The 21,239-nt window shown below is 71.1% G+C and carries 25 protein-coding genes; 10 read left to right on the top strand and 15 right to left on the bottom strand.

The genetic code is table 11. The annotated features are described in order from the left end of the window. The first annotated feature begins 282 nt into the window (after positions 1 to 282). From ACZ3TS_RS05905 to ACZ3TS_RS05885, 5 genes are all read left to right on the top strand, one after another. Positions 283 to 2,076, top strand: coding sequence for a thiamine pyrophosphate-requiring protein (locus ACZ3TS_RS05905; RefSeq protein ID WP_467613986.1), 1,794 nt, complete (start codon positions 283 to 285; stop codon positions 2,074 to 2,076). Positions 2,077 to 2,402: 326 nt separating this feature from the next. After that, a complete protein-coding gene (locus ACZ3TS_RS05900) occupies positions 2,403 to 2,798 on the top strand; it encodes a DUF2795 domain-containing protein (RefSeq protein WP_467613984.1) in 396 nt (131 codons plus the stop codon). 82 nt (positions 2,799 to 2,880) lie between these two features. Then, a complete protein-coding gene (locus ACZ3TS_RS05895; protein WP_467613982.1) occupies positions 2,881 to 3,321 on the top strand; it encodes a CBS domain-containing protein in 441 nt (146 codons plus the stop codon). Between the two features lie 22 nt (positions 3,322 to 3,343). Further along, a complete protein-coding gene (locus tag ACZ3TS_RS05890; protein ID WP_467613981.1) occupies positions 3,344 to 3,898 on the top strand; it encodes a diguanylate cyclase in 555 nt (184 codons plus the stop codon). Between the two features lie 5 nt (positions 3,899 to 3,903). Next, entirely contained in the window at positions 3,904 to 4,434 is a 531-nt protein-coding gene (locus ACZ3TS_RS05885) for a type 1 glutamine amidotransferase domain-containing protein (protein ID WP_467613980.1), read from the top strand. Positions 4,435 to 4,684: 250 nt separating this feature from the next. On the opposite strand, the gene ACZ3TS_RS05880 is transcribed toward ACZ3TS_RS05885, so the two are convergent. Beyond that, complete coding sequence (locus ACZ3TS_RS05880; protein WP_467614115.1) at positions 4,685 to 4,996, bottom strand: DUF6158 family protein; 312 nt, start codon at positions 4,994 to 4,996, stop codon at positions 4,685 to 4,687. A 56-nt stretch (positions 4,997 to 5,052) separates the two neighbouring features. Here ACZ3TS_RS05880 and ACZ3TS_RS05875 point away from each other — a divergent pair, with 56 nt between their 5' ends. After that, on the top strand, positions 5,053 to 6,144 hold the full coding sequence (locus tag ACZ3TS_RS05875) for a baeRF2 domain-containing protein (protein WP_467613978.1): 1,092 nt from the start codon (positions 5,053 to 5,055) through the stop codon (positions 6,142 to 6,144). Here ACZ3TS_RS05875 and ACZ3TS_RS05870 read toward each other — a convergent pair. Further along, positions 6,141 to 7,760: an ABC-F family ATP-binding cassette domain-containing protein gene (locus ACZ3TS_RS05870; RefSeq protein ID WP_467613976.1), complete on the bottom strand. Its 1,620-nt coding sequence runs from the start codon at positions 7,758 to 7,760 to the stop codon at positions 6,141 to 6,143. The two genes, ACZ3TS_RS05875 and ACZ3TS_RS05870, sit on opposite strands and share 4 nt — an antisense overlap. Before the next feature lie 98 nt (positions 7,761 to 7,858). Between ACZ3TS_RS05870 and ACZ3TS_RS05865 the strand changes: the two genes are divergently transcribed. The 3 genes from ACZ3TS_RS05865 (at position 7,859) to ACZ3TS_RS05855 (ending at position 10,511) form a co-directional block, all read left to right on the top strand. Continuing rightward, the gene (locus ACZ3TS_RS05865; protein WP_467613974.1) at positions 7,859 to 9,352 is read left to right on the top strand and encodes a phosphatase PAP2 family protein; all 1,494 of its coding nucleotides are present in this window, start codon (positions 7,859 to 7,861) and stop codon (positions 9,350 to 9,352) included. 130 nt (positions 9,353 to 9,482) lie between these two features. After that, complete coding sequence (locus ACZ3TS_RS05860) at positions 9,483 to 10,298, top strand: class I SAM-dependent methyltransferase (RefSeq protein WP_467613972.1); 816 nt, start codon at positions 9,483 to 9,485, stop codon at positions 10,296 to 10,298. Between the two features lie 42 nt (positions 10,299 to 10,340). Beyond that, positions 10,341 to 10,511 carry a hydrophobic protein gene (locus tag ACZ3TS_RS05855; RefSeq protein ID WP_467613971.1) on the top strand — a complete coding sequence of 57 codons (171 nt, stop codon included), beginning with the start codon at positions 10,341 to 10,343 and terminating at the stop codon, positions 10,509 to 10,511. Between the two features lie 49 nt (positions 10,512 to 10,560). On the opposite strand, the gene ACZ3TS_RS05850 is transcribed toward ACZ3TS_RS05855, so the two are convergent. The 13 genes from ACZ3TS_RS05850 to ACZ3TS_RS05790 form a co-directional block, all read right to left on the bottom strand. Beyond that, on the bottom strand, positions 10,561 to 10,860 hold the full coding sequence (locus ACZ3TS_RS05850; RefSeq protein ID WP_467613969.1) for a gas vesicle protein K: 300 nt from the start codon (positions 10,858 to 10,860) through the stop codon (positions 10,561 to 10,563). Next, positions 10,857 to 11,051, bottom strand: a complete 195-nt coding sequence (locus tag ACZ3TS_RS05845; protein ID WP_359410249.1) for a gas vesicle protein — start codon at positions 11,049 to 11,051, stop codon at positions 10,857 to 10,859. The genes ACZ3TS_RS05850 and ACZ3TS_RS05845 overlap by 4 nt, the downstream gene beginning before the upstream one ends. Continuing rightward, on the bottom strand, positions 11,048 to 11,830 hold the full coding sequence (locus ACZ3TS_RS05840) for a GvpL/GvpF family gas vesicle protein (protein WP_467613967.1): 783 nt from the start codon (positions 11,828 to 11,830) through the stop codon (positions 11,048 to 11,050). Before ACZ3TS_RS05840 ends, ACZ3TS_RS05845 begins: the two co-directional genes overlap by 4 nt. Continuing rightward, positions 11,827 to 12,186: a gas vesicle protein gene (locus tag ACZ3TS_RS05835; RefSeq protein WP_467613965.1), complete on the bottom strand. Its 360-nt coding sequence runs from the start codon at positions 12,184 to 12,186 to the stop codon at positions 11,827 to 11,829. The genes ACZ3TS_RS05840 and ACZ3TS_RS05835 overlap by 4 nt, the downstream gene beginning before the upstream one ends. Next, positions 12,183 to 13,304, bottom strand: coding sequence for an SRPBCC family protein (locus ACZ3TS_RS05830; protein WP_467613964.1), 1,122 nt, complete (start codon positions 13,302 to 13,304; stop codon positions 12,183 to 12,185). The genes ACZ3TS_RS05835 and ACZ3TS_RS05830 overlap by 4 nt, the downstream gene beginning before the upstream one ends. A gap of 2 nt (positions 13,305 to 13,306) precedes the next feature. Continuing rightward, positions 13,307 to 13,951, bottom strand: a complete 645-nt coding sequence (locus tag ACZ3TS_RS05825) for a DNA primase (RefSeq protein WP_467613963.1) — start codon at positions 13,949 to 13,951, stop codon at positions 13,307 to 13,309. Then, on the bottom strand, positions 13,948 to 14,208 hold the full coding sequence (locus tag ACZ3TS_RS05820) for a gas vesicle protein GvpG (RefSeq protein WP_467613961.1): 261 nt from the start codon (positions 14,206 to 14,208) through the stop codon (positions 13,948 to 13,950). Before ACZ3TS_RS05820 ends, ACZ3TS_RS05825 begins: the two co-directional genes overlap by 4 nt. 3 nt (positions 14,209 to 14,211) lie before the next feature. Then, complete coding sequence (locus ACZ3TS_RS05815) at positions 14,212 to 14,982, bottom strand: GvpL/GvpF family gas vesicle protein (RefSeq protein ID WP_467613959.1); 771 nt, start codon at positions 14,980 to 14,982, stop codon at positions 14,212 to 14,214. Next, the gene (locus ACZ3TS_RS05810; protein ID WP_467613958.1) at positions 14,979 to 15,407 is read right to left on the bottom strand and encodes a gas vesicle structural protein GvpA; all 429 of its coding nucleotides are present in this window, start codon (positions 15,405 to 15,407) and stop codon (positions 14,979 to 14,981) included. Before ACZ3TS_RS05810 ends, ACZ3TS_RS05815 begins: the two co-directional genes overlap by 4 nt. A gap of 55 nt (positions 15,408 to 15,462) precedes the next feature. Continuing rightward, positions 15,463 to 15,810 carry a gas vesicle protein GvpO gene (locus tag ACZ3TS_RS05805; protein WP_467613957.1) on the bottom strand — a complete coding sequence of 116 codons (348 nt, stop codon included), beginning with the start codon at positions 15,808 to 15,810 and terminating at the stop codon, positions 15,463 to 15,465. 159 nt (positions 15,811 to 15,969) lie between these two features. After that, positions 15,970 to 16,881 (bottom strand): non-homologous end-joining DNA ligase, encoded by a 912-nt coding sequence (gene ligD, locus ACZ3TS_RS05800; RefSeq protein WP_467613955.1) that lies wholly within the window; start codon positions 16,879 to 16,881, stop codon positions 15,970 to 15,972. Positions 16,882 to 16,895: 14 nt separating this feature from the next. Then, positions 16,896 to 18,743 (bottom strand): transketolase, encoded by a 1,848-nt coding sequence (locus ACZ3TS_RS05795; protein WP_467613954.1) that lies wholly within the window; start codon positions 18,741 to 18,743, stop codon positions 16,896 to 16,898. Beyond that, positions 18,740 to 20,077, bottom strand: coding sequence for an NAD(P)/FAD-dependent oxidoreductase (locus ACZ3TS_RS05790; RefSeq protein WP_467613953.1), 1,338 nt, complete (start codon positions 20,075 to 20,077; stop codon positions 18,740 to 18,742). The genes ACZ3TS_RS05795 and ACZ3TS_RS05790 overlap by 4 nt, the downstream gene beginning before the upstream one ends. A gap of 191 nt (positions 20,078 to 20,268) precedes the next feature. Here ACZ3TS_RS05790 and ACZ3TS_RS05785 point away from each other — a divergent pair, with 191 nt between their 5' ends. Then, complete coding sequence (locus ACZ3TS_RS05785) at positions 20,269 to 21,225, top strand: LLM class F420-dependent oxidoreductase (protein ID WP_467613951.1); 957 nt, start codon at positions 20,269 to 20,271, stop codon at positions 21,223 to 21,225. Positions 21,226 to 21,239 lie beyond the last annotated feature (14 nt).

Below are 21,239 nucleotides of genomic sequence, written 5' to 3'. Positions count from 1 at the left end.
TCCGAAGCACTGAGGCTGCGCCTGCCCGGCCGCCTGCCGGGCAAACACGGGGATGTGCGGGCAGAACACGGAGCGTCGCGGTGGGGCGCGCGATGCGGCGTCCGGCGCTCGCGCCGGCCCTCGCTCCCGCGAGGGCCGACCGGGAGCTCGAACGCCCGCCGTCCCGGGCCGCCCCGATATGCGTCCCGGGCTCCGGACTCGTTTCCGTCAGGTTTTCCCGGCACGGCCCGGGTGACTCGACAGGTGCGATCCGTACGCCCCTCTTCCCACGGGAGGTCCCCGATGAGCACCAAGGTCGCCGACCACATCCTTCGACGTCTGCGCGAGTGGGGTGTGGAGTACGTCTTCGGGTATCCCGGCGACGGCATCAACGGCCTGCTCGCCGCCTGGGGCCGGGCCGAGGACCGGCCACGTTTCGTCCAGGCGCGCCACGAGGAGATGGCCGCGTTCCAGGCGGTCGGTCACGCGAAGTTCAGCGGCCGTCTCGGAGTGTGCGCGGCCACCTCGGGACCCGGTGCGATCCACCTGCTCAACGGCCTGTACGACGCCAAGCTCGACCACGTGCCCGTCCTCGCGATCGTCGGACAGACGCACCGCACGGCGATGGGCGGCTCGTACCAGCAGGAGGTCGACCTGCACACCCTGTTCAAGGACGTGGCCTCGGACTTCGTGGAGACGGTGAACGTCCCCGAACAGCTGCCGAACGTCCTCGACCGCGCGGTGCGCACCGCTTACGCTCGCCGCGCCCCCACGGCTGTGATCATCCCCGGTGACGTGCAAGAGCTGGACTACTCGCCGCCGACGCACGAGTTCAAGATGGTGCCCTCCAGCCTGGACCGCAGTGGCTGGACGGCGATTCCCACACAGGAGTCGCTGGAGCGGGCCGCCGAGATCCTCAACTCCGGTGACAGGACGGCGATCCTGATCGGCCAGGGCGCCGCCGGGGCGCAGGCGGAGGTGCAGCGGATCGCCGAGCTGCTGGGCGCGGGCGTGGCGAAGGCGCTGCTCGGCAAGGACGCACTGAGCGACGAGCTGCCGTACGTCACGGGATCCATCGGCCTGCTGGGCACCCGCCCGTCGTACGAGCTGATGCGCGACTGCGACACACTGCTCACGATCGGTTCCTCCTTCCCGTACACCCAGTTCCTGCCTGACTTCGGCAAGGCACGGGGCGTGCAGATCGACATAGACCCGCACATGGTCGGGATGCGCTATCCGTACGAGGTGAACCTCGTCGGCGACGCGAAGGCGACCCTCGAACGGCTGATCCCGCTGCTGCACGCGGACCGCGGGCGCGAGTGGTACGGGACCGTGTGCGCGAACGTGCGTCGCTGGCGCGAGGTGATGGAGAAGCGGGCCGAGCTGTCGGCGGACCCGATCAACCCGGAGTACGTGGCCCGGGCCCTTGAGCCGCTCCTGCCGGGGAACGCGATCGTGACGTCCGACTCGGGTTCGGTGGCGAACTGGTACGCCCGGCACATCACGATGCGGCCGGGGATGCGGGGGTCGCTGTCGGGGACGCTCGCCACGATGGGCTGTGGGGTCCCGTACGCGATCGGCGCCAAGTTCGCCCACCCGGACCGGCCGGCCATCGCCCTGGTCGGTGACGGGGCGATGCAGATGAACGGCCTCGCGGAGCTGATCACGGCGGCGAAGTACCAGGACCGATGGGAGGACCCGCGGCTGGTGGTCGGCGTCTGGAACAATCACGACCTCAACCAGGTGACCTGGGAGATGCGGGCGATGGAGGGCGCTCCGTCGTTCCTGCCCTCGCAGGAACTGCCCGACGTCCAGTACGCCGCGTTCGCCCGCTCCCTCGGGCTGACCGGCGTCCGGGTGGAGAAGCCGGAGGACGTCGAGGCGGGCTGGCGCGCGGGCCTGGAGGCCGACGGCCCCGCGGTCATCGAGTTCCTCACGGACCCGGCGGTGCCGCCGATCCCTCCGCACGCCACCTGGGAGCAGATGGAGGCCACGGCGGCCTCGATCCTGAAGGGGGACACGGATCGCGGTTCGATGATCCGCCAGGGCTTCAAGGCGAAGATGCAGGAGTTCCTGCCTGGACACGGCCGAAAGTAGGCACCGGCTGCCGAGTCGGTCGAATCTCCTGACGGGGCAGCCGGACGGTTTCCGGCCGGGTTGACGGCGTCGGTGCGCTCGCCGAAGTGGCGGTCTCGTCAATCGGCGGCAGACGCTTCCGGGCGGCGCCAGACGCCGTGCCGGTAGCCGCGGGCCGGCTCGCGGGCGACGACGGCGTCGTCGTCGCTGCCGTCGCTGTTCGACACCTGCTGCGCGATGTCCTTTCCTCGGAAGGGGGAGCCACCGAGACAGATACTTCCGGGCTTCCGTGTCGAACGCGGCCCACCGGGTACGCGAGGGCCACCCCCGAAGATCTGGAGGGAGTCATGCAGCGAGGCAGCGACCGGCTGAACGTCCACCGGGACGACGAGATGAAGCACGAACTGCAGGGGCTGTTGCGGTCAGGTCACCCGACCCGGACCGAGGAATGGCACGACCCCGAGCCGACCGCCGACGACGATCCGGAGGTCTGGCGCGGAGCAGTGGTGCCGGGTGACCCCAGGATGGCCCTGGAGGCCGCCCGTCTGGAGCTGACCCGGTATCTCGGGCGCAGCGACTTCCCCGCGAACCCGGGCAACCTGGTCCGCGCCCTGCGCGACAAGAACGCGCCCGGCCCCCTGGTCGAGGCGGTGGACCGGCTTCCGCGCCCGGCGCGGTATGCCAACGCCGAGGCGCTCGCCGAAGCCGTCGTCCGGGTAGGAGCGGCCGCGCGGAGGGCATAGGCACCCGGCTCAGGGGTACTGCGGTCGTCGTCCGCTGACATACCCCCTCACCGCCGGGGAAGGCAGGAAAGGACCACAGACCATGGCTGATTTCGTCAGGGAGGTCATGACGCCGGGCGTCGTGGCGGTCCGCCCGGACGCCTCGCTCGTCGAGGCGGCGCAGCTGATGCGCGCCCAGGACGTCGGAGACGTCCTGGTGGCCGGAGACGGGCAGATCATCGGCGTGCTCACGGACCGTGACATCACGCTGCGGGCCGTCGCGGACGGCGCCGACCCACTGACCGTGAGCGCCCAGTCGGTGTGCACGCCGGACCCGGTGGTGGTCGGCCCGGACGACCCCGTATCGACGGCGGTCGACCTGATGCGCGGGTACGCCGTGCGCCGGCTGCCGGTCGTGGCGGACGGGCGGCCGGTGGGCATGGTGAGCCTGGGCGACCTGGCCGTGGCCCAGGACCCCACCTCGGCGCTCGCGGACATCAGCCAGGCCGCGCCGGGAGGCGGGCCGGGCGGTACGTCGGCGTGAGGGCGGCCGGACGGGTGACGGCATGAGCCGCCGGGACCGGGCCGCCGAGGTCAGCGCGTACGGCGCGACGGTGGACGTCGGCGACGCGACGACCCGCCACCTCCTGTACGGGCTGCTGCCGGGTTGGTTCCTGCCGGGCGTCTCCGACTGGGTGATGCACCGGTGCACCGGGATCCATCCAGGACGCGGCAGGTACGAAGGAGTCGCCGGTCCTCCCCCAGCCACCGCTGGGAGGTGCCGTCGGCTGATGATGACCGAGGTGGGCGTGCCGATCGCGCTGACCCTGCGCTACGAAGTTGGTGGGGGCCATGGTGCGCGAGGCGACGGCGCTGTGGGACGTGTGCACCGCCGTGGACAGCGCCCAGGTGCGGTCGCCGCTGCGCGGCGGCCGGGGCGACTCGCGCGCCTCGTGCCGCGTCGGCGGCCGCTGCCGACCGGCTGTCTCGCGTCCGTACTCCTGCCGTACGGCGAGGAGCTGCTCCGCTGTGTCCGCGCCGGACGGCGCCTGGCACGGAGCGAGAAAGGGGTGGCGAGCGACGAGGCCGAATGGCACGCACAGGCAGAGAAAGGACAGTGAGCATCATGCGTATCGCGTTCCTGACCGCGCCCGAAGGCGTGGAGCAGGTCGAACTCACCGACCCCTGGCAGGCCGTCGCCGCCGCCGGCCACGAGCCGGTCCTCGTGTCGACGAAGCCGGGGCACATCCAGGCGTTCAACCACCTGGACAAGGCGGACACCTTCCCGGTGAACGTGGTCGTCGGCCAGGTGCAGGCTGAGTCGTTCGACGGGCTGGTGCTGCCGGGAGGCGTGGCCAACCCGGACTTGCTGCGGATGGACGAGCGGGCCGTGTCGTTCGTCCGCGACTTCTTCCAGCAGGGCCGTCCGGTCGCCGCGATCTGCCACGCGCCGTGGACGCTGGTCGAGGCCGACGTCGTGCGGGGCCGCACCCTGACGTCGTGGCCGAGCCTGCGTACGGACATCACCAACGCGGGCGGCACCTGGGTCGACGAGCAGGTGAGGATCGACCAAGGCCCCAACAAACTGATCACCAGCCGCAGGCCGGACGATCTGAAGGCGTTCAACGAAGCGATCTTGACGGAGTTCACCGCATAGACGGAGTTCACCGCATAGACGGAGTTCACCACGTAGACGGAGTTCTCCGCGCGGATGGAGTTCACCGCGCGGACGCGGACCGAGTTCACCGCGCGAACGGAGTTCAACCGCGGACGGAGTTCTCCGCATCGCACACCGCACCGACCCGACGGCGCGGCTCCCTCACCCCTGGGGCCGCGCCGTCCGGCTCTGCCGTGCCCTGGAGCATCCGGCTCCGCGGCGCGAAGGGCCGGGAGCGGTGCGGCCGGCGTCAGCGGGCGGGTTCCACCCCTTCGCGTCCCCCGCTGCCGAGCTCCGTCAGGGCCGGTCCCCGCTCGCGTTCCCTGGCCCCGTCACGCGTGCGGCTCGCCGTGACCCCGCGGCGTGGATGGCGCCGCAGGTACTCGCCCTCCAACTGCGCCATGCGGTCGTTGTGCGCGCGCAGCGCGTCGTTCGAGCCGTACAGCAGCGTGTCGTGGCGGGTGCGGTGGATCGTCGCCAGCTCCTTCATGAGCTGCTGGTCGGTCAGCCGGCCCGGGTCGACTCCGGTCATGGTGGTACCCCGCTCGTCGGTTTCCTCGATGCGGTCCGGGTACCCGCCCAGCAAGCAATACCCCGAGCGGCATCCGGGAGGGAGCCATGGATCTCGCCTTTCTCCATCCACTCTACGAACATCCTGGCCCCTGGGCCTCCGCATACGTCGACACCTCCCGGCACACCGAGTCCACGCCCCACGAGCGCTCGCTCACCGCTCAGTCCCTGGCTCGCGACCTGGCCCAGCAGGGCGCGGACGAGCCGACGTGCCGGGCGGTGCGGACCGCCGTCGAAGAGCTGGCCCACTCCCCCGAGCCGTACGGGAGGGCGCTGTTCGCCCGCGCGGGCGAGGTGGTCCTGGATCCGCCGCTGGCCGCCGCCCCGGGCAGCTCCTCGGCCCAGTGGGCCCCGCTGCCGCACACGGTGCCGCTGCTCGACCTGGCCAACGACGAACCGGTGTGCGTGGTGGCGTACATCGACCGGAAGGGCGCCGAGTTCGAGCTGCGCGGGGCGCTGGGCCGCGAGGCGGCCGGCGAGGTGACCGGCAGGCAGTGGCCGCTGCACCGTACGACCACCTCGGACTGGTCGGTGCGCCACTTCCAGCTCCGGGTGGAGAACACCTGGGAGCGCAACGCGGCGGAGATCGCGGACGCGCTCGCCGTCTGCCAGGAAGAGACGGGCGCCGACCTGGTGGTCCTCGTCGGCGAGCAGCGCGAACGGCGCTCCGTGCACGAACGGCTGCCGCGCCGGCTCCAGGACCGGGTGGCCGAGGCGCCGCACGGCCCGGGCAGCAGGCTGCTGGACGAGGACGTGGAGGGAATCCGTGCCGGGCACATGCGCGACCGGGCGGCCGAGGAGCTCGAGCGCTTCCTCTCGGCCCTGGCGCCCGACGAGGAAGGACGGACGAGGGCGATCGAGGGTGTGCCGGCCGTCGTCGAGGCGGCACGCGAACACCGCATCGACGAACTCCTGATCCATTCAGAGGGCCCGGAGACGCGCCGTGAGGTGTGGATCGGGGACGACCCGGACCACGTCGCCCTGCGCCGCGGCGACCTCACGGCACTGGGCGAGCGGCACCTCGCGCAGGCCCCTGCCGACGACGCACTGCTGCGTGCCGTCGTGGAGACTGGAGCGGCGGCCGTTTCGGTGCCGACCGCACCGGAGGAGGGGGTGGGGGCGTTGCTGCGCTGGGCCTAGCGCGCCCGCTCCACCCGCCGCTCGTCCCAGACCGGATCCGGTGTCTCGCGGATCCGGCCGTCGCTGCCGAAGACCAGATAACGGTCGAAAGAGCGGGCGAACCACCGGTCGTGGGTCACCGCGAGGACCGTGCCTTCGAACGCCTCCAGACCTTTCTGGAGCGCCTCCGCGGACTCCAGGTCCAGGTTGTCGGTCGGCTCGTCGAGCAGCAGGGCCGTGGCTCCCCCCAGCTCCAGCAGAAGGATCTGGAAGCGGGCCTGCTGTCCGCCGGAGAGCCGGTCGAAGTTCTGCTCGGCCTGCGCGGTCAGCTCGTAGCGGCGCAGTCGGGACATCGCCGCGCCCCGGTCCTGGGAGTGCTCCTGCCACAGGATGTCCAGGAGCGTACGGCCTTCGAGCTCGGGGTGCGCGTGCGTCTGCGCGAAGTGCCCGGGCACGACGCGCGCGCCGAGACGCCACTGCCCCGTGTGCGCCACGTCGCCACCCGCGAGCAGCCGCAGGAAGTGCGACTTCCCGGAGCCGTTGGAGCCGAGCACGGCCACCCGCTCGCCGTAGAAGACCTCCAGGTCGAAGGGCTTCATCAGGCCGGTGAGTTCGAGTCCCTCGCAGGTGACGGCCCGTACGCCGGTACGGCCGCCCTTGAGCCGCATCCTGATGTCCTGCTCGCGCGGCGGCTCGGGCGGCGGCCCGGCCTCCTCGAACTTCCGCAGCCGGGTCTGGGCGGCCTGGTAGCGGGATGCCAGCTCATGGCTGACGGTCGCTGCCTGACGCAGGTTCAGCACCAGCTTCTTCAGCTGCGCGTGCTTCTCGTCCCAGCGTCGGCGCAACTCCTCGAAACGGGCGAAGCGTTCGCGCCGGGCACCGTCGTACGTCGCGAAACCGCCGCCGTGCACCCAGGCGTCGGCGCCCGTCGGACTCGGCTCGAGGGACACGATCCGCTGTGCGGCGCGGGCCAGCAGCTCCCGGTCGTGGGAGACGAACAGCACGGTCTTGCGAGTCTCCTCGAGCCGCTCCTCCAGCCACCGTTTCCCGGGCACGTCGAGGTAGTTGTCGGGCTCGTCGAGCAGCAGGACCTCGTCGGTGCCACGCAGCAGCGCTTCCAGGACGAGGCGCTTCTGCTCGCCGCCGGAGAGGGTGCGCACCAGGCGCCACTGCGCCTTGTCGTAGGGGACGCCGAGCGCGGCCGTGGTGCACATGTCCCACAGCGTCTCGGCCTCGTAGCCCCGGGCCTCGGCCCAGTCGGCGAGGGCCTGTGCGTACTGGAGCTGGGCCGCCTCGTCGTCGACCGTCATGACGGCCTGCTCGGCGGCGTCGACGGCGCGGGCGGCCTCGCGGATGCGGGGCGGAGCGACCGAGACGAGGAGTTCCCGTACGGTCGTCTCGTCCCGGACCGATCCCACGAACTGGCGCATGACACCGAGCCCGCCGCTCGTGGTGACGGTCCCGCCGTGCGGCTTCAGCTCACCGGAGAGCAGCCGCAACAGGGTGGTCTTCCCGGCTCCGTTGGGCCCGACGAGCGCGACGACCGCGCCGTCCCCGACCCGGAAGGACACGTCGCCGAGCAACGCCCTCCCGTCCGGGAGGTAGTACTCGAGATGCGCGGCTTCCAGGTGTCCCATGCGGCGCATTGTGGGCGGGAGCACCGGGCCCGGGCAAACGGTTATCGCTCCGGTGCCGGCTCCGGCAGGGTTCGACCTTCTCGGGGTACCCGCCTTCCATGACCCCAGATGTCGACCTCACCGTGCGTCCGCCGGGCCCGCATCCGCTCCGCGACCGCCTGCTCGCCTCCGACTGCCGCCTGTTCGAGGCCGTCGCCACCCGCCACTGGCCGGGGGCCGATCTCCTGCTCCCCCGTCTCAGCCGCGCCGCCAACCACGGTGTGCTGTGGTTCGCCACGGCCGCTGCCCTCTCCGCCACCCGGACACCTCGTGCGCGCCGGGCCGCAGCCCGCGGCGTCGCCTCCCTGGCGCTGGCCTCCGCCACCATCAACACCCTCGGCAAGCGCACGGTCCGCCGTCCCCGCCCGGTCCTGGACCCGGTCCCCGCCGTCCGCCGGCTCAAGCGCCAGCCGATCACCACGTCGTTCCCTTCGGGGCATTCCGCCTCGGCCGCCGCCTTCGCGGCGGGTGTCGCGCTGGAGTCGCGTGCCTGGGGCGCGGCGGTCGCACCGCTCGCTGTCGCCGTCGCCGTCTCTCGCGTCTACACCGGGGTCCACTTCCCGAGCGACGTCCTGGCGGGTGCGGCCCTGGGTGTGGGCGCCGCCTACGCCGTACGCGGGCTGGTCCCGACCCGCGACCTGGTGCCGCCGCCCGGCCGCCCCTGCGCGGACGCGCCCGCGCTGCCGGACGGGACGGGGCTCGTGGCCGTGGCGAACAAGGGCTCGGGGAGCGCAGACCGGATACGTGCCCTTCAGGACGCCCTGCCGGGCGCCGAGGTCGTGGAGTGCGAACCGTCCGAGATCCGCACCGAGCTGGAGAAGGCAGCCGCCCGCGCTCGCGTCCTCGGCGTGTGCGGCGGCGACGGCACGGTGAACGCGGCCGCCGACGTCGCCCTGCGCCACGCGCTTCCCCTCGCCGTCTTCCCGGCCGGGACCCTCAACCACTTCGCGCTCGACCTCGGCATCGACGACGTCCGCGACACGGTGCGCGCCCTCCAGCGGGGCCACGCGGTCCGCGTCGACGTGGGCCGCTTCTCCTCGGGCGCGACGAGTGGCTGCTTCGTGAACACCTGCAGCCTGGGCGTGTACCCGGAACTGGTCCGCGAGCGGGAGCGCTGGTCCCACCGGATCGGCGGCTGGCCGGCCGGGGTCCGCGCCGCGCTGCGCGTCCTGCGCGCCGACCGTCACCCGCTGCACGTGGAACTGGCAGGCAGCACCCGCCCGTTGTGGCTGCTCTTCGCCGGGAACGGCACGTACCACCGGATGGGCCTCGCCCCCGGCCGCCGCTACGACCTGGCGGACGGGAGGCTCGATGTACGCGTCGTGCACGGCGGCCGCGGCCCTGCCGCCCGTCTGCTGGCCGCCGCCTTCGCAGGTCCCCTGTCCCGCTCCCCGGCGCACGCGGCCGTTCGGGTACGGCGCCTGCGCCTCGACGGAGTGAGCCCGGGGACCCCCCTCGCGTACGACGGTGAAGTCACCGAGGTCCAGGGCGACGTGACGCTCGAGAAGCTCCCGGAGGCGCTGACCGTGTACCGCCCGCTTCCCCTGGACTGACCAGCGTCGGCCACTCACCCGTTCGCCCACATTGCAAGACGCATGTCTCACCATTCGGCATGAGCGCTTACGGTGGTGCGTACCGCCCGCGGCTCGTCCGCGGGGTCCGCACGACGGGAAGAGGAAGGTCATGTCGAAGGAGACGGCCGTCTACACACACGGCCACCACGAGTCCGTGCTGCGCTCGCACACCTGGCGGACCGCCGCCAACTCGGCGGCGTACCTCCTCGCCTCGCTCAAGCCGCACATGCGGATCCTGGACATCGGCTGCGGCCCGGGCACCATCACCGCGGATCTGGCGGAGCTGGTCCCCGACGGCCATGTCACCGGCCTGGACCGCGCTCCGGGGATCCTGGAGCAGGCCCGGGCCACGGCCGCCGCGCGCGGGCTGACCAACGTGGACTTCGCGGTCGCGGACGTGCACGCGCTCCCGTACCCGGACGGGACGTTCTGCGTGGTCCACGCCCATCAGGTGCTCCAGCACGTGGGTGACCCGGTACAGGCACTGCGCGAGATGCACCGGGTGACCAGGCCGGGTGGTTTCATCGCCGTCCGGGACGCCGACTACGCGGCGATGACCTGGTACCCGGCGTCCCAGGGCCTGGACGACTGGCTGGATCTGTACGAGCGGGTCGCCCGGGCCAACGGCGGTGAGCCGGACGCCGGGCGGCGCCTGAAGTCATGGGCGCTTGGCGCCGGCATCCGGGACGTCACCGCCACCTCCGGCACCTGGACCTTCGCCACCGCCGAGGAGCGGGCCTGGTGGAGCGGACTGTGGGCGGATCGCACCCTCGCCTCGGCGTACTCGGACCGGGCCACCCAAGGCAGTCACGCGACCGTGGAGCAGTTGCGGGCCGTCTCGGCGGCCTGGCGGGAATGGGGGCGGCAGGAGGACGGCTGGTTCTCGGTTCTGCACGGGGAAATTCTTTGCCGAAAGGACGTCTGATTCCCGCTATTCGGGAGACTCGATGAGCAGGAGGTTCACACAATGGTTCCTGTCCTGTTGGTTCTTCTGCTGGCGCTCATTCTCTTCGGCGCCGGATTCGCGGTGAAACTGCTGTGGTGGATCGCGCTGGCGATCCTCGTGATCTGGCTGCTCGGCTTCCTGGTGCGCGGTACGACCGCGGCCGGAGGGAGGGGTCGATGGTATCGGTGGTGACCGGCCGGTGATCCGTCCGTCACCGGATCCCTGATGATCCGTTCGGCGGTCAGTCACGCGGAAGCAACGGTCCGAGCGGCCCGAGGTCCAGGTTGAGGTCCTCGGGCCGCAGTCCGTAGTGGTCGCGCAGTTCGGCCATGCGTTCCTCCAGCAGCATCAGCGTCAGGCCGATCCGTTCCTCCTGCTGCTCTGTCAGCTCTCCCGTGTCGAAGCGGCGGACCGCCTGCCGCTCCATCAGCTGGCGGAGCAGTTCGACGACCGTCAGCACCAGCTTGACCAGGTCACGTTCGACGGTGTCGGGCTCCAGGTCCAGCCGGTTGCGGGGCTTTCCGGGCGTCCTGTCGGTCATGGTGCTTCGGCCTCCGGCCACGGCGAGGGGACTTGGGCGTTGACCGAGCTGATCAGGGCGTTCAGATCGATGCGGACGAGATCGACGTCCGCGATGCGCAAAGTGATGTCGCCGGTGATGACGACCCCGCCCGCGAGCAGCCGGTCGAGCAGGTCGACCAGGGCGATCTCCCTGTGTTCGACGGCGGTCACACCGCTCCTTCCGTCAGTCCGGTGAAGGAGTAGGCCGCCCAAGGACCGGTGAGTTCCACCCGGATTCCCGGGGTGTCGTCCTCGGTACGGTCCACCAGTTCCACGAATTCCTCGGAACGGGACCGCGGCACCAGATAGGCCGCATTGAGCACGTTGCGACCCGACGCCCCGGAAAGCGTCGCGTTCTGGGGGGTGTGCAGTCGGGAATCCTCGGCGTGCGCCGAGAGCTTTTCATGCAGTCGGCGCGCGAATTCCTCGGCTTTCTGCCACATTTCCTCGTGTGCGATGGTGCGGATACGGCGCTGCCGAAGGTAGTCCCGCCCGGAGGCGGCCTTCGCGGCGGTCCGGCCGCCCCCCGCTGCTTCCCTCTCGTCCCTCTCGCCCTCGTCGACGTAGACCTTGACCCCCCATTCCACGCGCCCCTCGAGCCGCTCCAGAGCACCCCGGAAGTCCTCCTCGCGCTCCTCGAGCATCACTCGGACGCCGCTGTCGTCGCGGAACACGGTGCCGAGCCGCAGCGGCAGCGGAGTGGTGACGCCGGTGAGCGCGTCGATGACGTTCTGGTGGGCGCGGGCCGTGGCGGTGAGCCAGTCCAGGTCCTCCAGATGCGCCTTGAGCGGCTCCTCGGCGAAGTCCTCCTCCGGGACCATGCCGACCACGGCGATCAGACCGTGGTGCTCCAGCTGCCGGGCGGGAACGCCCGCCACCCCCGTCAGCTGGGCCTGGAGAGGGGCGCTGAGGGGGCGGCAGACCGCGTAGACGTACCGGAGTGCACTCACGGTGACGCCTCCTTTCTGCCGCGCGCCTCTTCGAGCTGCTCCGCGTCGCGGGCGGCCTCGAGGCGTTCGAGACGGGTGCGCAGCTCGGCGTTCTCGCGGGTGAGTTCGTCGCGGCGGGCCCGGGAGGAGAGGGCGGGGTCGGACTCCCACCAGTCGATGCCCATCTCCTTCGCCTTGTCGACGGACGCGACGATCAGCCGCAGCTTGATGGTGAGGAGTTCGATGTCGAGCAGATTGATCCGGATGTCGCCGGCGATCACGATGCCCTTGTCGAGCACCCGTTCAAGGATGTCGGCGAGGTTGGCTCCGCTGCTGGGCCCGCCGTAGGGGTCCGGAAGCCGGCGGGGTGTCGTCATCGCCTGCTCCCGGCCGCCGACCGCTCGGCCTCGCGTTCCTCACCCTCTTCTTCACCCTCTTCTTCACCCTCTTGTTCGTCTTCCTCGTACTCCTCCTCCGGCTCCTCTTCCTCTTCTTCCTCCTCCTCGTACTCGCCCTCCGGCTCCTCTTCCTCTTCCTCTTCTTCCTCCTCCTCGTACTCGCCCTCGGGCTCCTCTTCTTCCTCTTCCTCCTCGACGCCCTCTTCTTCGGGGCCTTCCTCCTCCTCGCGCTCCTCCTCGGCGATCGCCTCCTCGTGGGTGCGGACGACCTCGCCGTCGCGGATCTCGCCGCGCCAGCCGTCCTCCGCCTCTCCCTTGAGGGTGATGTAGCGGTCGAAGTTCTTGAAGTCGAGACGGACCCGGCGGCTCTGGGCACGCCAGATGTTGGCGGTCTTCTCGAAGAAGCCGCTGGGGTAGTACTCCATGACCAGCAGGATGCGGGTGAGGTTGTCGTCGAGCCTGTGGAAGGTGATGACGCCCTTGTGGGTGCCCTTGGCGGCCTCCGACGACCACTGGATCTTGTAGTCGGGGATCTGTTCGACTGTGAGGCCCTTCCAGCTCCGGCTGGACCACCAGATCTTCCCCTGCCAGCCGGAAGTCTTGTCGTCGACGCGGCTCGCGCTCTTCACGCCCTTGGCGAAGGTGCTGAAGTCCTGGTACTGGGTCCACTGGTCGTAGGCGGTGCGCAGCGGCACGCCGACGTCGATGGACTCGATGATGACCATGGGCTTGTTGCCGCCTCTGCCCTTGCGCTTGCCCTTGCCGCCGACGAGACCCTGCACGGCCTCGCCCAACTTCTCCTTGGCCTGGCCCGCGCCCGTCTCCAGGACCGCGCGCAGCGGGCCCTTGCCCTCGACCAGCTTGCGTCCGCCCTCCAGGGCGAGCTTGGCGAAGCCAGGGCTGTTGCCCTCGGCGATGTCGTTGAGCTTGACGGTGGTCTCGCCGAGCTTGCGCCCCACGCCGACGAGGAGCTTCTCGGCCCGGGCGGCGAGGTAACCCCGCAGTTCCTGCTTCAGGTGGTCGACCGCCTCGCTCTGGGCGACCTTGGACAGTCCGCCGTTCGCCCCGCCGGTGGCGGAACCCACGGTGCCGGCCATCGTCACCGCCTCCCTTCATCGCTCGACCCGCGGCGCCCGTCACCCCTCGCGGCGGCGGTGTTCTTCGCGGGGGACTTCTTGGCCGGAGCCTTCTTGCCGGCCGTCTTCTTGGCGGCCTTCGGTCCCGGAGCCCGCTTGGCCTGCACCTTCTTCGCGGGCCGCTTCTTGGGCGGGGCCTTCTTCGCCGCCCTCTCGCGCGGCGGGCCCTCCTCTTCCTCGGCGGCATCCTTCTCGCCGCGCGCCCGCTCGGGCCCGGCACCCTCGTCCTCGGCCCCTTCTTCGTCCTCCTCGTCCCGGAGACCGGGCAGGTCCGGCTTCTTCGGCACGACGCCGGACAGCTGGTCACGCACCCGCCCGGTGCGCCCGTGCAGCCGGTCGGCCACGCCCTCGATCTGCCGTTCCAGCAGGGCGCCGGAGGCGGCCTTGCCCACCCCCCGCAGGTCCTGGCGCAGCTGATCGCCGATCTCCTTGAACTGCGGGTTGTCCTGCAGCTGCTGGCGGACCAGATCGGCGACCGCCCGCGGGCTGAGCTGCATGCGCTTCCCGGCGATCATCGAGCCCACGGCGATTGCGAGCTTCATCTTCTTGGTACGTCCGAGGACGTACCCCGCCCCAATGGCGAGGCCCAGTGCGGTTCGATTCATCATGTCGTCCCCTCGCCCGTTGCCGATGTACCACCCAGGCCGATTTCCAGCCGGTCGAGCAGTGCGTCCTCCTCGCGGTCGAACTCCTCCTCTGTCATCTCGCCCCCCTCGAGCCGACGCTCGAGAAGGGCGAGTTCGGCCCGGACGGTCGCCGGGTCGTAGTACTGTCGCTCGGCCTCGGCGAGCAGCTGTCTGATCACCCAGAGGCTGCCGCGCGCCGGTGCGAACGGCAGCAGCAGGGCCTCCGTGAGCAGTCCCATGGGTCACTCCTCGCCCGTGGCCGTGCCGGTCGTCGTCGCCGCGGGCTCGGCAGGGCCCGGCTCGACGAAGCTGTACGGCGGCAGCGGCCCGTTGACCCGCAGTTCGAGATGCGGCTGGTTCTTGCGGACCTCCTCCACGGCAGCCAGGAACTCCTCGGCGGAGTCGTGGGGCACGAGGAAGGAGAAGTTGGCCAGCCAGCCGGTGGACTCCGGGCCGGCGCTGACGGCCTCGGCGGCCGGTCCCAGAACGCGCCGCAGCTCCTCGGCGTCCTCCGCCTCGCGGCTCTGCACCGCCTGGGCGGCCATCTCGCCGAGCCGCAGGCGGTCGTCGTAGCTGCCGCCGCCGGTCTGCCGGTTGGCCTCCGCCAGCGCCCGCAGCTCCGGGTTCTCGGCCATGACCAGGTGCAGCACCGCCTCCTGGTCGTGGCTGGCCTTGACGTTGTACTCGACCGTGCCCGCCAGGACGGACAGACGCTCCCGGTAGTGCTCGGCGCGCTCGGCGAGCACCTCGGTGACGGCGGTGTCGTCCGGGGCGACGCTGCCGAAGCGCATGGGCAGCACCGAGCCGCCCGCGCCTGCCTCGCTGAGCACGTTCTGGTGGGCGAGCAGGTCCCTGCGCTTGGGCCGCAGGCCCTCGGGGGCGTCGCTGACGATCGCCACCAGGTCGCCCTCCTTCACGATCCGGACCGGGCACGGCGGATCGCCGACGCCACCCATGTCCTTGGGGAGTGAGGGGTGCGAGTTCGCGGCGATGCCGTAGACATAGGTGCTCACTCCTGCTCCTCCTCCCTCTTCCGGGCGGACGTGCTCTTGCGCGGCCGCGGCCTCTCCTCGCTCTGGCCCTCCTCACGGGCCTGCTTGAAGGCGCCGGAGATCGTCTCCGCGGCTCCGGACAGGGCGCCCTTCGACTTGCCCCGCGCGCCCGACTCGGTGATCTCGCCGACCAGGTCGGGAAGTCCGGGGCTCTTGCGTGGACCGGCCTCGAGGTCGAGCCGGTTGCAGGCCTCGGCGAAGCGCAGATAGGTGTCGACGCTGGCGACCACGACGCGCACGTCGATCTTCAGAATCTCGATGCCGACGAGGGAGACACGGACGAACGCGTCGATGACGAGCCCTCGGTCGAGGACGAGCTCCAGGACGTCGTACAGTCCGCTGGAGCCGCCACCTCCGCCGGTTTGCTGTGCCGGGACAACGGTCATGCCGACCGCTCCTCCTTGTCTGTATGGGGTGTCGGTGTGTGTGCAGGGCCGCGGTCTACTGGCGACCGCCCGGCCGATGTGCGTCGGCCCTCCCGCGCTCGTAGCGGCGAACGCGCCGGTAGCCGGCGAGCTCACCGTCGTCGGTGAGCTCCACCTCGTAGCTCGCGAGCAGACTCATCGTGTCGGGGACCCGGGCGAGCTCCAGGACCTCGATCTCCAGTTGCCAGCCGTCCTCCGTACGCTCGAAGGACGACACGGACTCGGGGGTCATGCCGGTCAGCTCCGAGAACTGGACGCGTGCCTGGCGCACCACTTCCATCGGGCTCAGCCGGTCCTCTGCCGCGCCGTCCCCGGAGTTTTTGGGTGAATTCTGTGAATTCGATGCACTCGATGTGTTTGACATGGCGACCTCGTAAGCCGAGTGCCCAGTGTCTTCCGCACAAACATGCGGATCCTGTTTTCGGACAGGCGCATGCGTCTCCTCGTGGACCGGGCTCCCGGGCCGGCTCCGCCGCCGGGGCCGCATACTCACCCGCGGCGACGATTCGACTCCGTCGTGTCGTCAGCGGAGCGCTTCGAGGCGCCTGCGCGCCGGGGCCAGGGCGCGGGCCCTCAGTCCGGCCCAGGGCTCGGTGCGGGCCTGGTCCACCGCGTCGGTGACGGTCCAGCGGCGGGCGTCCACCTCCGGGTCGTCCAGCTGGTCCCAGGACAGGGGCGTGGCGACCGGGGCGCCCGGCCGGGCACGAACGGTGAAGGGGACGACCGCGGTCTGTGCGTACGCGTTGCGCTGCACGTCGAGATAGAGCCGGTCGCCCCGGTCATTCTTGCGGGCGGCGGTGGTGAGCAGGTCGGGGTGTGCGTCGGCGAGGGTGTCGGCGACGTCCTTGGCGAACTCACGCGCCTCGTCGATGTCGTGGTCGCCGCTGATGGGCACGACGACGTGCAGTCCCCGGGAGCCGGTGGTCATCAGACCCGACGGCAGCCGCAGTTCGCCGAGGAGTTCTCCCAGCAGCCGGGCCGCGTGCCGCACCTGGCCGAAGTCGTCGCCCGCCGGGTCGAGGTCGAAGACGATCCGGTCGGGCCGCTCGAGCCTGCCGACCCGGGAGAGCCAGCGGTGCAGGGTGAGACAGGCCTGGTCGGCGAGGTACACGAGGGTGGCCGTGTCGTCGCAGACGGTGTGGCAGACCGTGCCGCCCTCCTTGGGCACTTCGACGCGGTGGATCCAGTCCGGGTAGTACTCCGGGGTGTTCTTCTGCATGAAGCGGGGTCCGTCGACACCGTCGGGGTGCCGCTCCAGCATCAGGGGCCGTCCGCGCAGATGGGGCAGCATGAAAGGGGCGACCGCGCGGTGGTACGCGACCAGGTCTGCCTTCGTGTACTCCTTGCCGTCACCGTCGCCCGGGAACAGCACCTTGTCCGGCCGGTGGATCTCCACCGTGCGACGGCCCACCCGCACGGCACGCGTGCTGGTCATCGTGCTCCCTTCTCCTACCGCACGACGGCGTGTTCCACCAGCAGTCGGGCCGCGGCCGCGATCGACTCGGCGTCGATGCCCGCCGCATGCAGCTGCTCGGCGGGGGTCGCCGAGCCCGGCATCATGCGGACGGCGAGGCGCACCAGGCGGGGCACGGGGCGTCCGTCGACGAAGGCGTCGAGGACCGCGTCGCCGAGGCCGCCCTCCTCGCGGTGGTCCTCGACGGTGAGCAGGCATCCGGTGCGCTCGGCGGCATCACGCAGAGTGGCGCGGTCGACGGGCTTGACCGAGTAGAGGTCGATGACCCGGACCCGTATGCCCTGTTCGGCAAGGCTGTCGGCGGCCTTCAGCGCTTCGTGGACGGTGACCCCGGCGGCGACGACGGTGAGCCGGTCCTCGGCGGAGGCGCGCAGGACCTTGCTGCCGCCGACCGGGAACTCCTCGGTCGGGCCGTAGATGACCGGTGTCTTCCCGCGCGAGGTGCGCAGATAGCGAATGCCCTCGAGGCCGGCCATCGATGCGACGAGCCTCGCGGTCTGGTTGGCGTCGCACGGGTACAGCACGGTCGACTCGTACACCGAGCGGAACATCGCGAGGTCCTCGAGGCCCATCTGCGACGGCCCGTCCTCACCGATGGCGCAGCCCGCGTGCGAGCCGACGAGGTTGATGCCGGAGCCGCTGATCGAGGCCATACGGACGAAATCGTGGGCGCGGGTGAGGAACGCGGCGAACGTCGAGGCGTACGGCACCCATCCGCGTGCCGCCATGCCGACGGCGACCGCGACCATCAGCTGTTCGGCGATGTAGCACTCGAAGTAGCGCTCGGGGTGCTCCTTGTGGAAGTACTCGGCACGCGTGGAGTCGCCGACCTCGCCGTCGATGGCGACGACGTCGCCACGGGCGTGACCGAGCGCGGCCAGCGCCTGGCCGAAGGCATCGCGGGTGGGGACCTCGTCACCGACGTCGTAGCGCGGCAGATCCAGGTGGCCGCCCTGTACGGCGTGCAGCATCCGGGCCGCGGGCGGCGGCTGGACCTCCACGCGCAGGTCCCGCACGCCGCCGAGCTCCGCGATCGCCTCCTCGGCGTCCGCCAGGGGCTTGCCGTGCATGCCCTCGCGGTCCTGGACGGCGGTGACACCCTTGCCCTTGAGGGTACGGGCGAGGATCACGGTGGGCTGTCCGGCGGTGGACTCGGCCTCGGAGCAGGCGCGGTCGATGGCGTCGACGTCGTGCCCGTCGACCTCGATCGTGTGCCAGTCGAAGGCCTTGAAGCGACGTGCGTACGCGTCCAGGTCGTGGCCGTGGCGGGTGGGGCCGCGCTGGCCGAGCCGATTGACGTCGACGATCGCGATCAGGTTGTCGAGGTGTTCGTACCCGGCGTGCTCGGCGGCCTCCCACACGGAACCCTCGGCCAGTTCGCTGTCGCCGCACAGCACCCATACGTGGTAACCGGTGTGGTCCAGACGCTTCCCGGCCAGGGCGACGCCGACGCCGACGGGCAGCCCCTGGCCGAGCGAGCCGGTCGCCGTCTCCACCCAGGGCAGCCGGCGGGGCGTGGGGTGCCCTTCCAGACGGCTGCCGAGCTTACGGAAGGTGAGCAGCTCGGTCTCGTTGATCGCTCCGGCGGCCTTGTAGGCGGCGTAGAGGAGGGGAGAGGCGTGCCCCTTGGAGAGGATGAACCGGTCGTTGCCGGGGTGGGCGGGACGTTCGAAGTCGTAGCGGAGGTGGTTGGCCAGCAGGACGGCGATCAGGTCCGCGGCGGACATCGAGGAGGTGGGGTGGCCGGAGTTGGCCGCAGCGGCGGCGCGGACGCTGTCGACGCGCAGTTGCTGGGCCAGTTCATGGAGCTGACGGGAGTTCATGTGTTCTCCTCCGTACCGGAGATGTCGGTGGCACCGGGTAGCCGGGCGAGTTCGGGCGAGGCCGACTCCAGCGGCACCGACCAGGAGCGGACCAGCCCCAACTGGACGGCCTGGCGCGGAAGTACGGCCTCCAGGAGCCAGTCGGAGCCGACCCGGACGCGGTTGCCCGGCATCGCGGCGAGGTGGTATCCGCGGGTGACGGCTCCGGCGACCGGCCCGGACAGGGGGATGCCCAGCGGGTTGGCGGCGGCCTTCACGCCGGCGAGGTCCACGACGAAGCCCAGATCGCGGTGGCGGTAGACGCGCCGGGAGCCGATACCGAGGGAGGCGGCCACATTGCGGGCACAGACCTTGCCGTGCCGCCAGGCGTGCTGTGCCGTCATCGGCGTGTACTGGCCGGGCTTCTCCAGATCGGGCACGGCTGCCGCGTCCCCACAGGCGAACACGTCGGGGTGGCCGGGCACCTGGAGATACGGGTCGACGAGCAGCCGTCCGCGCTCCAGGGGCCGGCCGAGGCCCTCGACCAACGGATCGGGACGCACGCCGACGCACCACACCACCGTGCGGGTCTCGACGAACTCCCCGTCGGTCAGCAGGACACCGTCGTGCGTCGCCTCCTTCACGGAGGTCCCCATCCGTACGTCGACGCCGCGCTGTCGCAGCACCCGGTCGGCGGTGCGCGAGAGCCGCTCGTCCAACTCGGGCAGCACGCGCGGCGCGATGTCCAGCAGCATCCAGCGCGGCCGCATGTCGTGGCGCATCGGGTTCTGGCGCACGATCTCGTCGGTGAACAGCTGCCCCTGCGCGGCGACCTCGGTTCCGGTGTAGCCGGCCCCGACCACCACGAACGTGCATCGTGCCGAGCAGTTCTTGGGGTCCTCGGACGCGCCGGCCAGCTCGATCTGACGGACCACGTGGTCGCGCAGGTAGAGCGCCTCGGGCAGTCCCCGGAAGCCGTGCGCGTGCTCGGCGACGCCGGGGATCGGCAGCAGCTTGTTGACGCTTCCGACGGCGAGCACGAGCCGGTCGTAGCCGAGTGTGCCGCCCTGGCCCTCCGGGTCGGTGTAGTGCACGGTGCGCGCGTCCAGATCGATCCCGTCGGCCTCGCCGAGCACCAGGCGGACATGGCGCAGGGTGCCGGTGAGCGACACGGTCACGCGCCGTGGCTCCAGGATCCCCGCGGCGACCTGGGGAAGCAGCGGGAGATACAGAAAGTGGTCGGTCGGGTTGAGCAGGGTGATGTCGGCCCGGTGCCGGGTCAGCCGGGACAGGGTGCGTGCCGTCCGGTACCCGGCGAATCCGGCACCGACGATCAGGATGCGGGGTCGACTCACGATTCGCCTCCGGTGCGGTCGCGCGTACGTCGTCTGCGTCTGCCTGGCGGGCGCACGAATGCCACCCTTGGGAGACCTTCCGCGTCCCCCCGGCCGGGGCGCCCAAACGCCACCCGCCGGGCGTTTCGCCCACATCCCGGCGGTTACCCGGCCGGAGACCGACACGGTAAGCCCTGTTCCGGAGGTCCCCCATGACCGAGTACGGCTATTTCCTCTCGTGCGAGGAGTTCGGTCCCGCGGATCTGATCGAACAGGCGCGGATGGCCGAACAGGCCGGATTCCAGGCGCTGTGGATCTCGGACCACTACCACCCGTGGAACGACGCACAGGGGCAGAGCCCCTTCGTGTGGTCGGTGATCGGTGCGATCGCCGAGGCGGTGTCGCTGCCGATCGAGACCGCGGTGACCTGCCCGACGGTGCGGATGCATCCGGCGATCGTGGCCCAGGCCGCCGCGACGAGCGCGGTGATGACCGGCGGCCGTTTCCGGCTGGGCGTCGGCTCGGGCGAGGCGCTGAACGAGCACATCCTCGGCGATCCCTGGCCGACCACGAACGTGCGCCTGGAAATGCTGGAGGAGGCCATCCAGGTCATGCGCCGGCTGTTCTCCGGCGAGGGGGTCAGCCACTACGGCACCCACTACAAGGTGGAGAACGCCCGCCTCTACACGGTGCCCGACGCGCCCGTCCCGATCGACATCTCCGGCTTCGGCCCCGCGGCGACCTCGCTCGCGGCCCGGGTGGGCGACGGCTACATCACGATGACGCCCGACGAGTCGCTGGTGTCGCAGTTCCGCAAGGGCGGAGGCGGTGCCAAGCCGGTCAACGGCGGTACGAAGGTCTGTTACGGCACCGACCGCGAGGAGGCCGTCCGTACGGTGCGCGGGCTGTGGGCCAACGAGCTGCTGCCCGGCGAGATGGGGCAGGTGCTGCCCTCGCCGAAGCACTTCGAGCAGCTGGAGCCGCTGATCACCGAGGACATGGTGCGCGAGAACAGGGTGTGCGGGGACGACGTGGACGACCACGTGGCGGCGCTGACCGCGTTCACCGACGCGGGCTTCGACCGCGTCTACGTCAACCAGATCGGCCCCGACCAGCGCGGCTTCTTCGACTTCTATCGCACGAAGGTGCTGCCGCAGCTGCCGCGGTAGGACAACCGGGATCC

This window comes from Streptomyces sp. NPDC022910, assembly GCF_055561075.1.
This window is presented reverse-complemented; position numbering and strand designations above follow the sequence as displayed.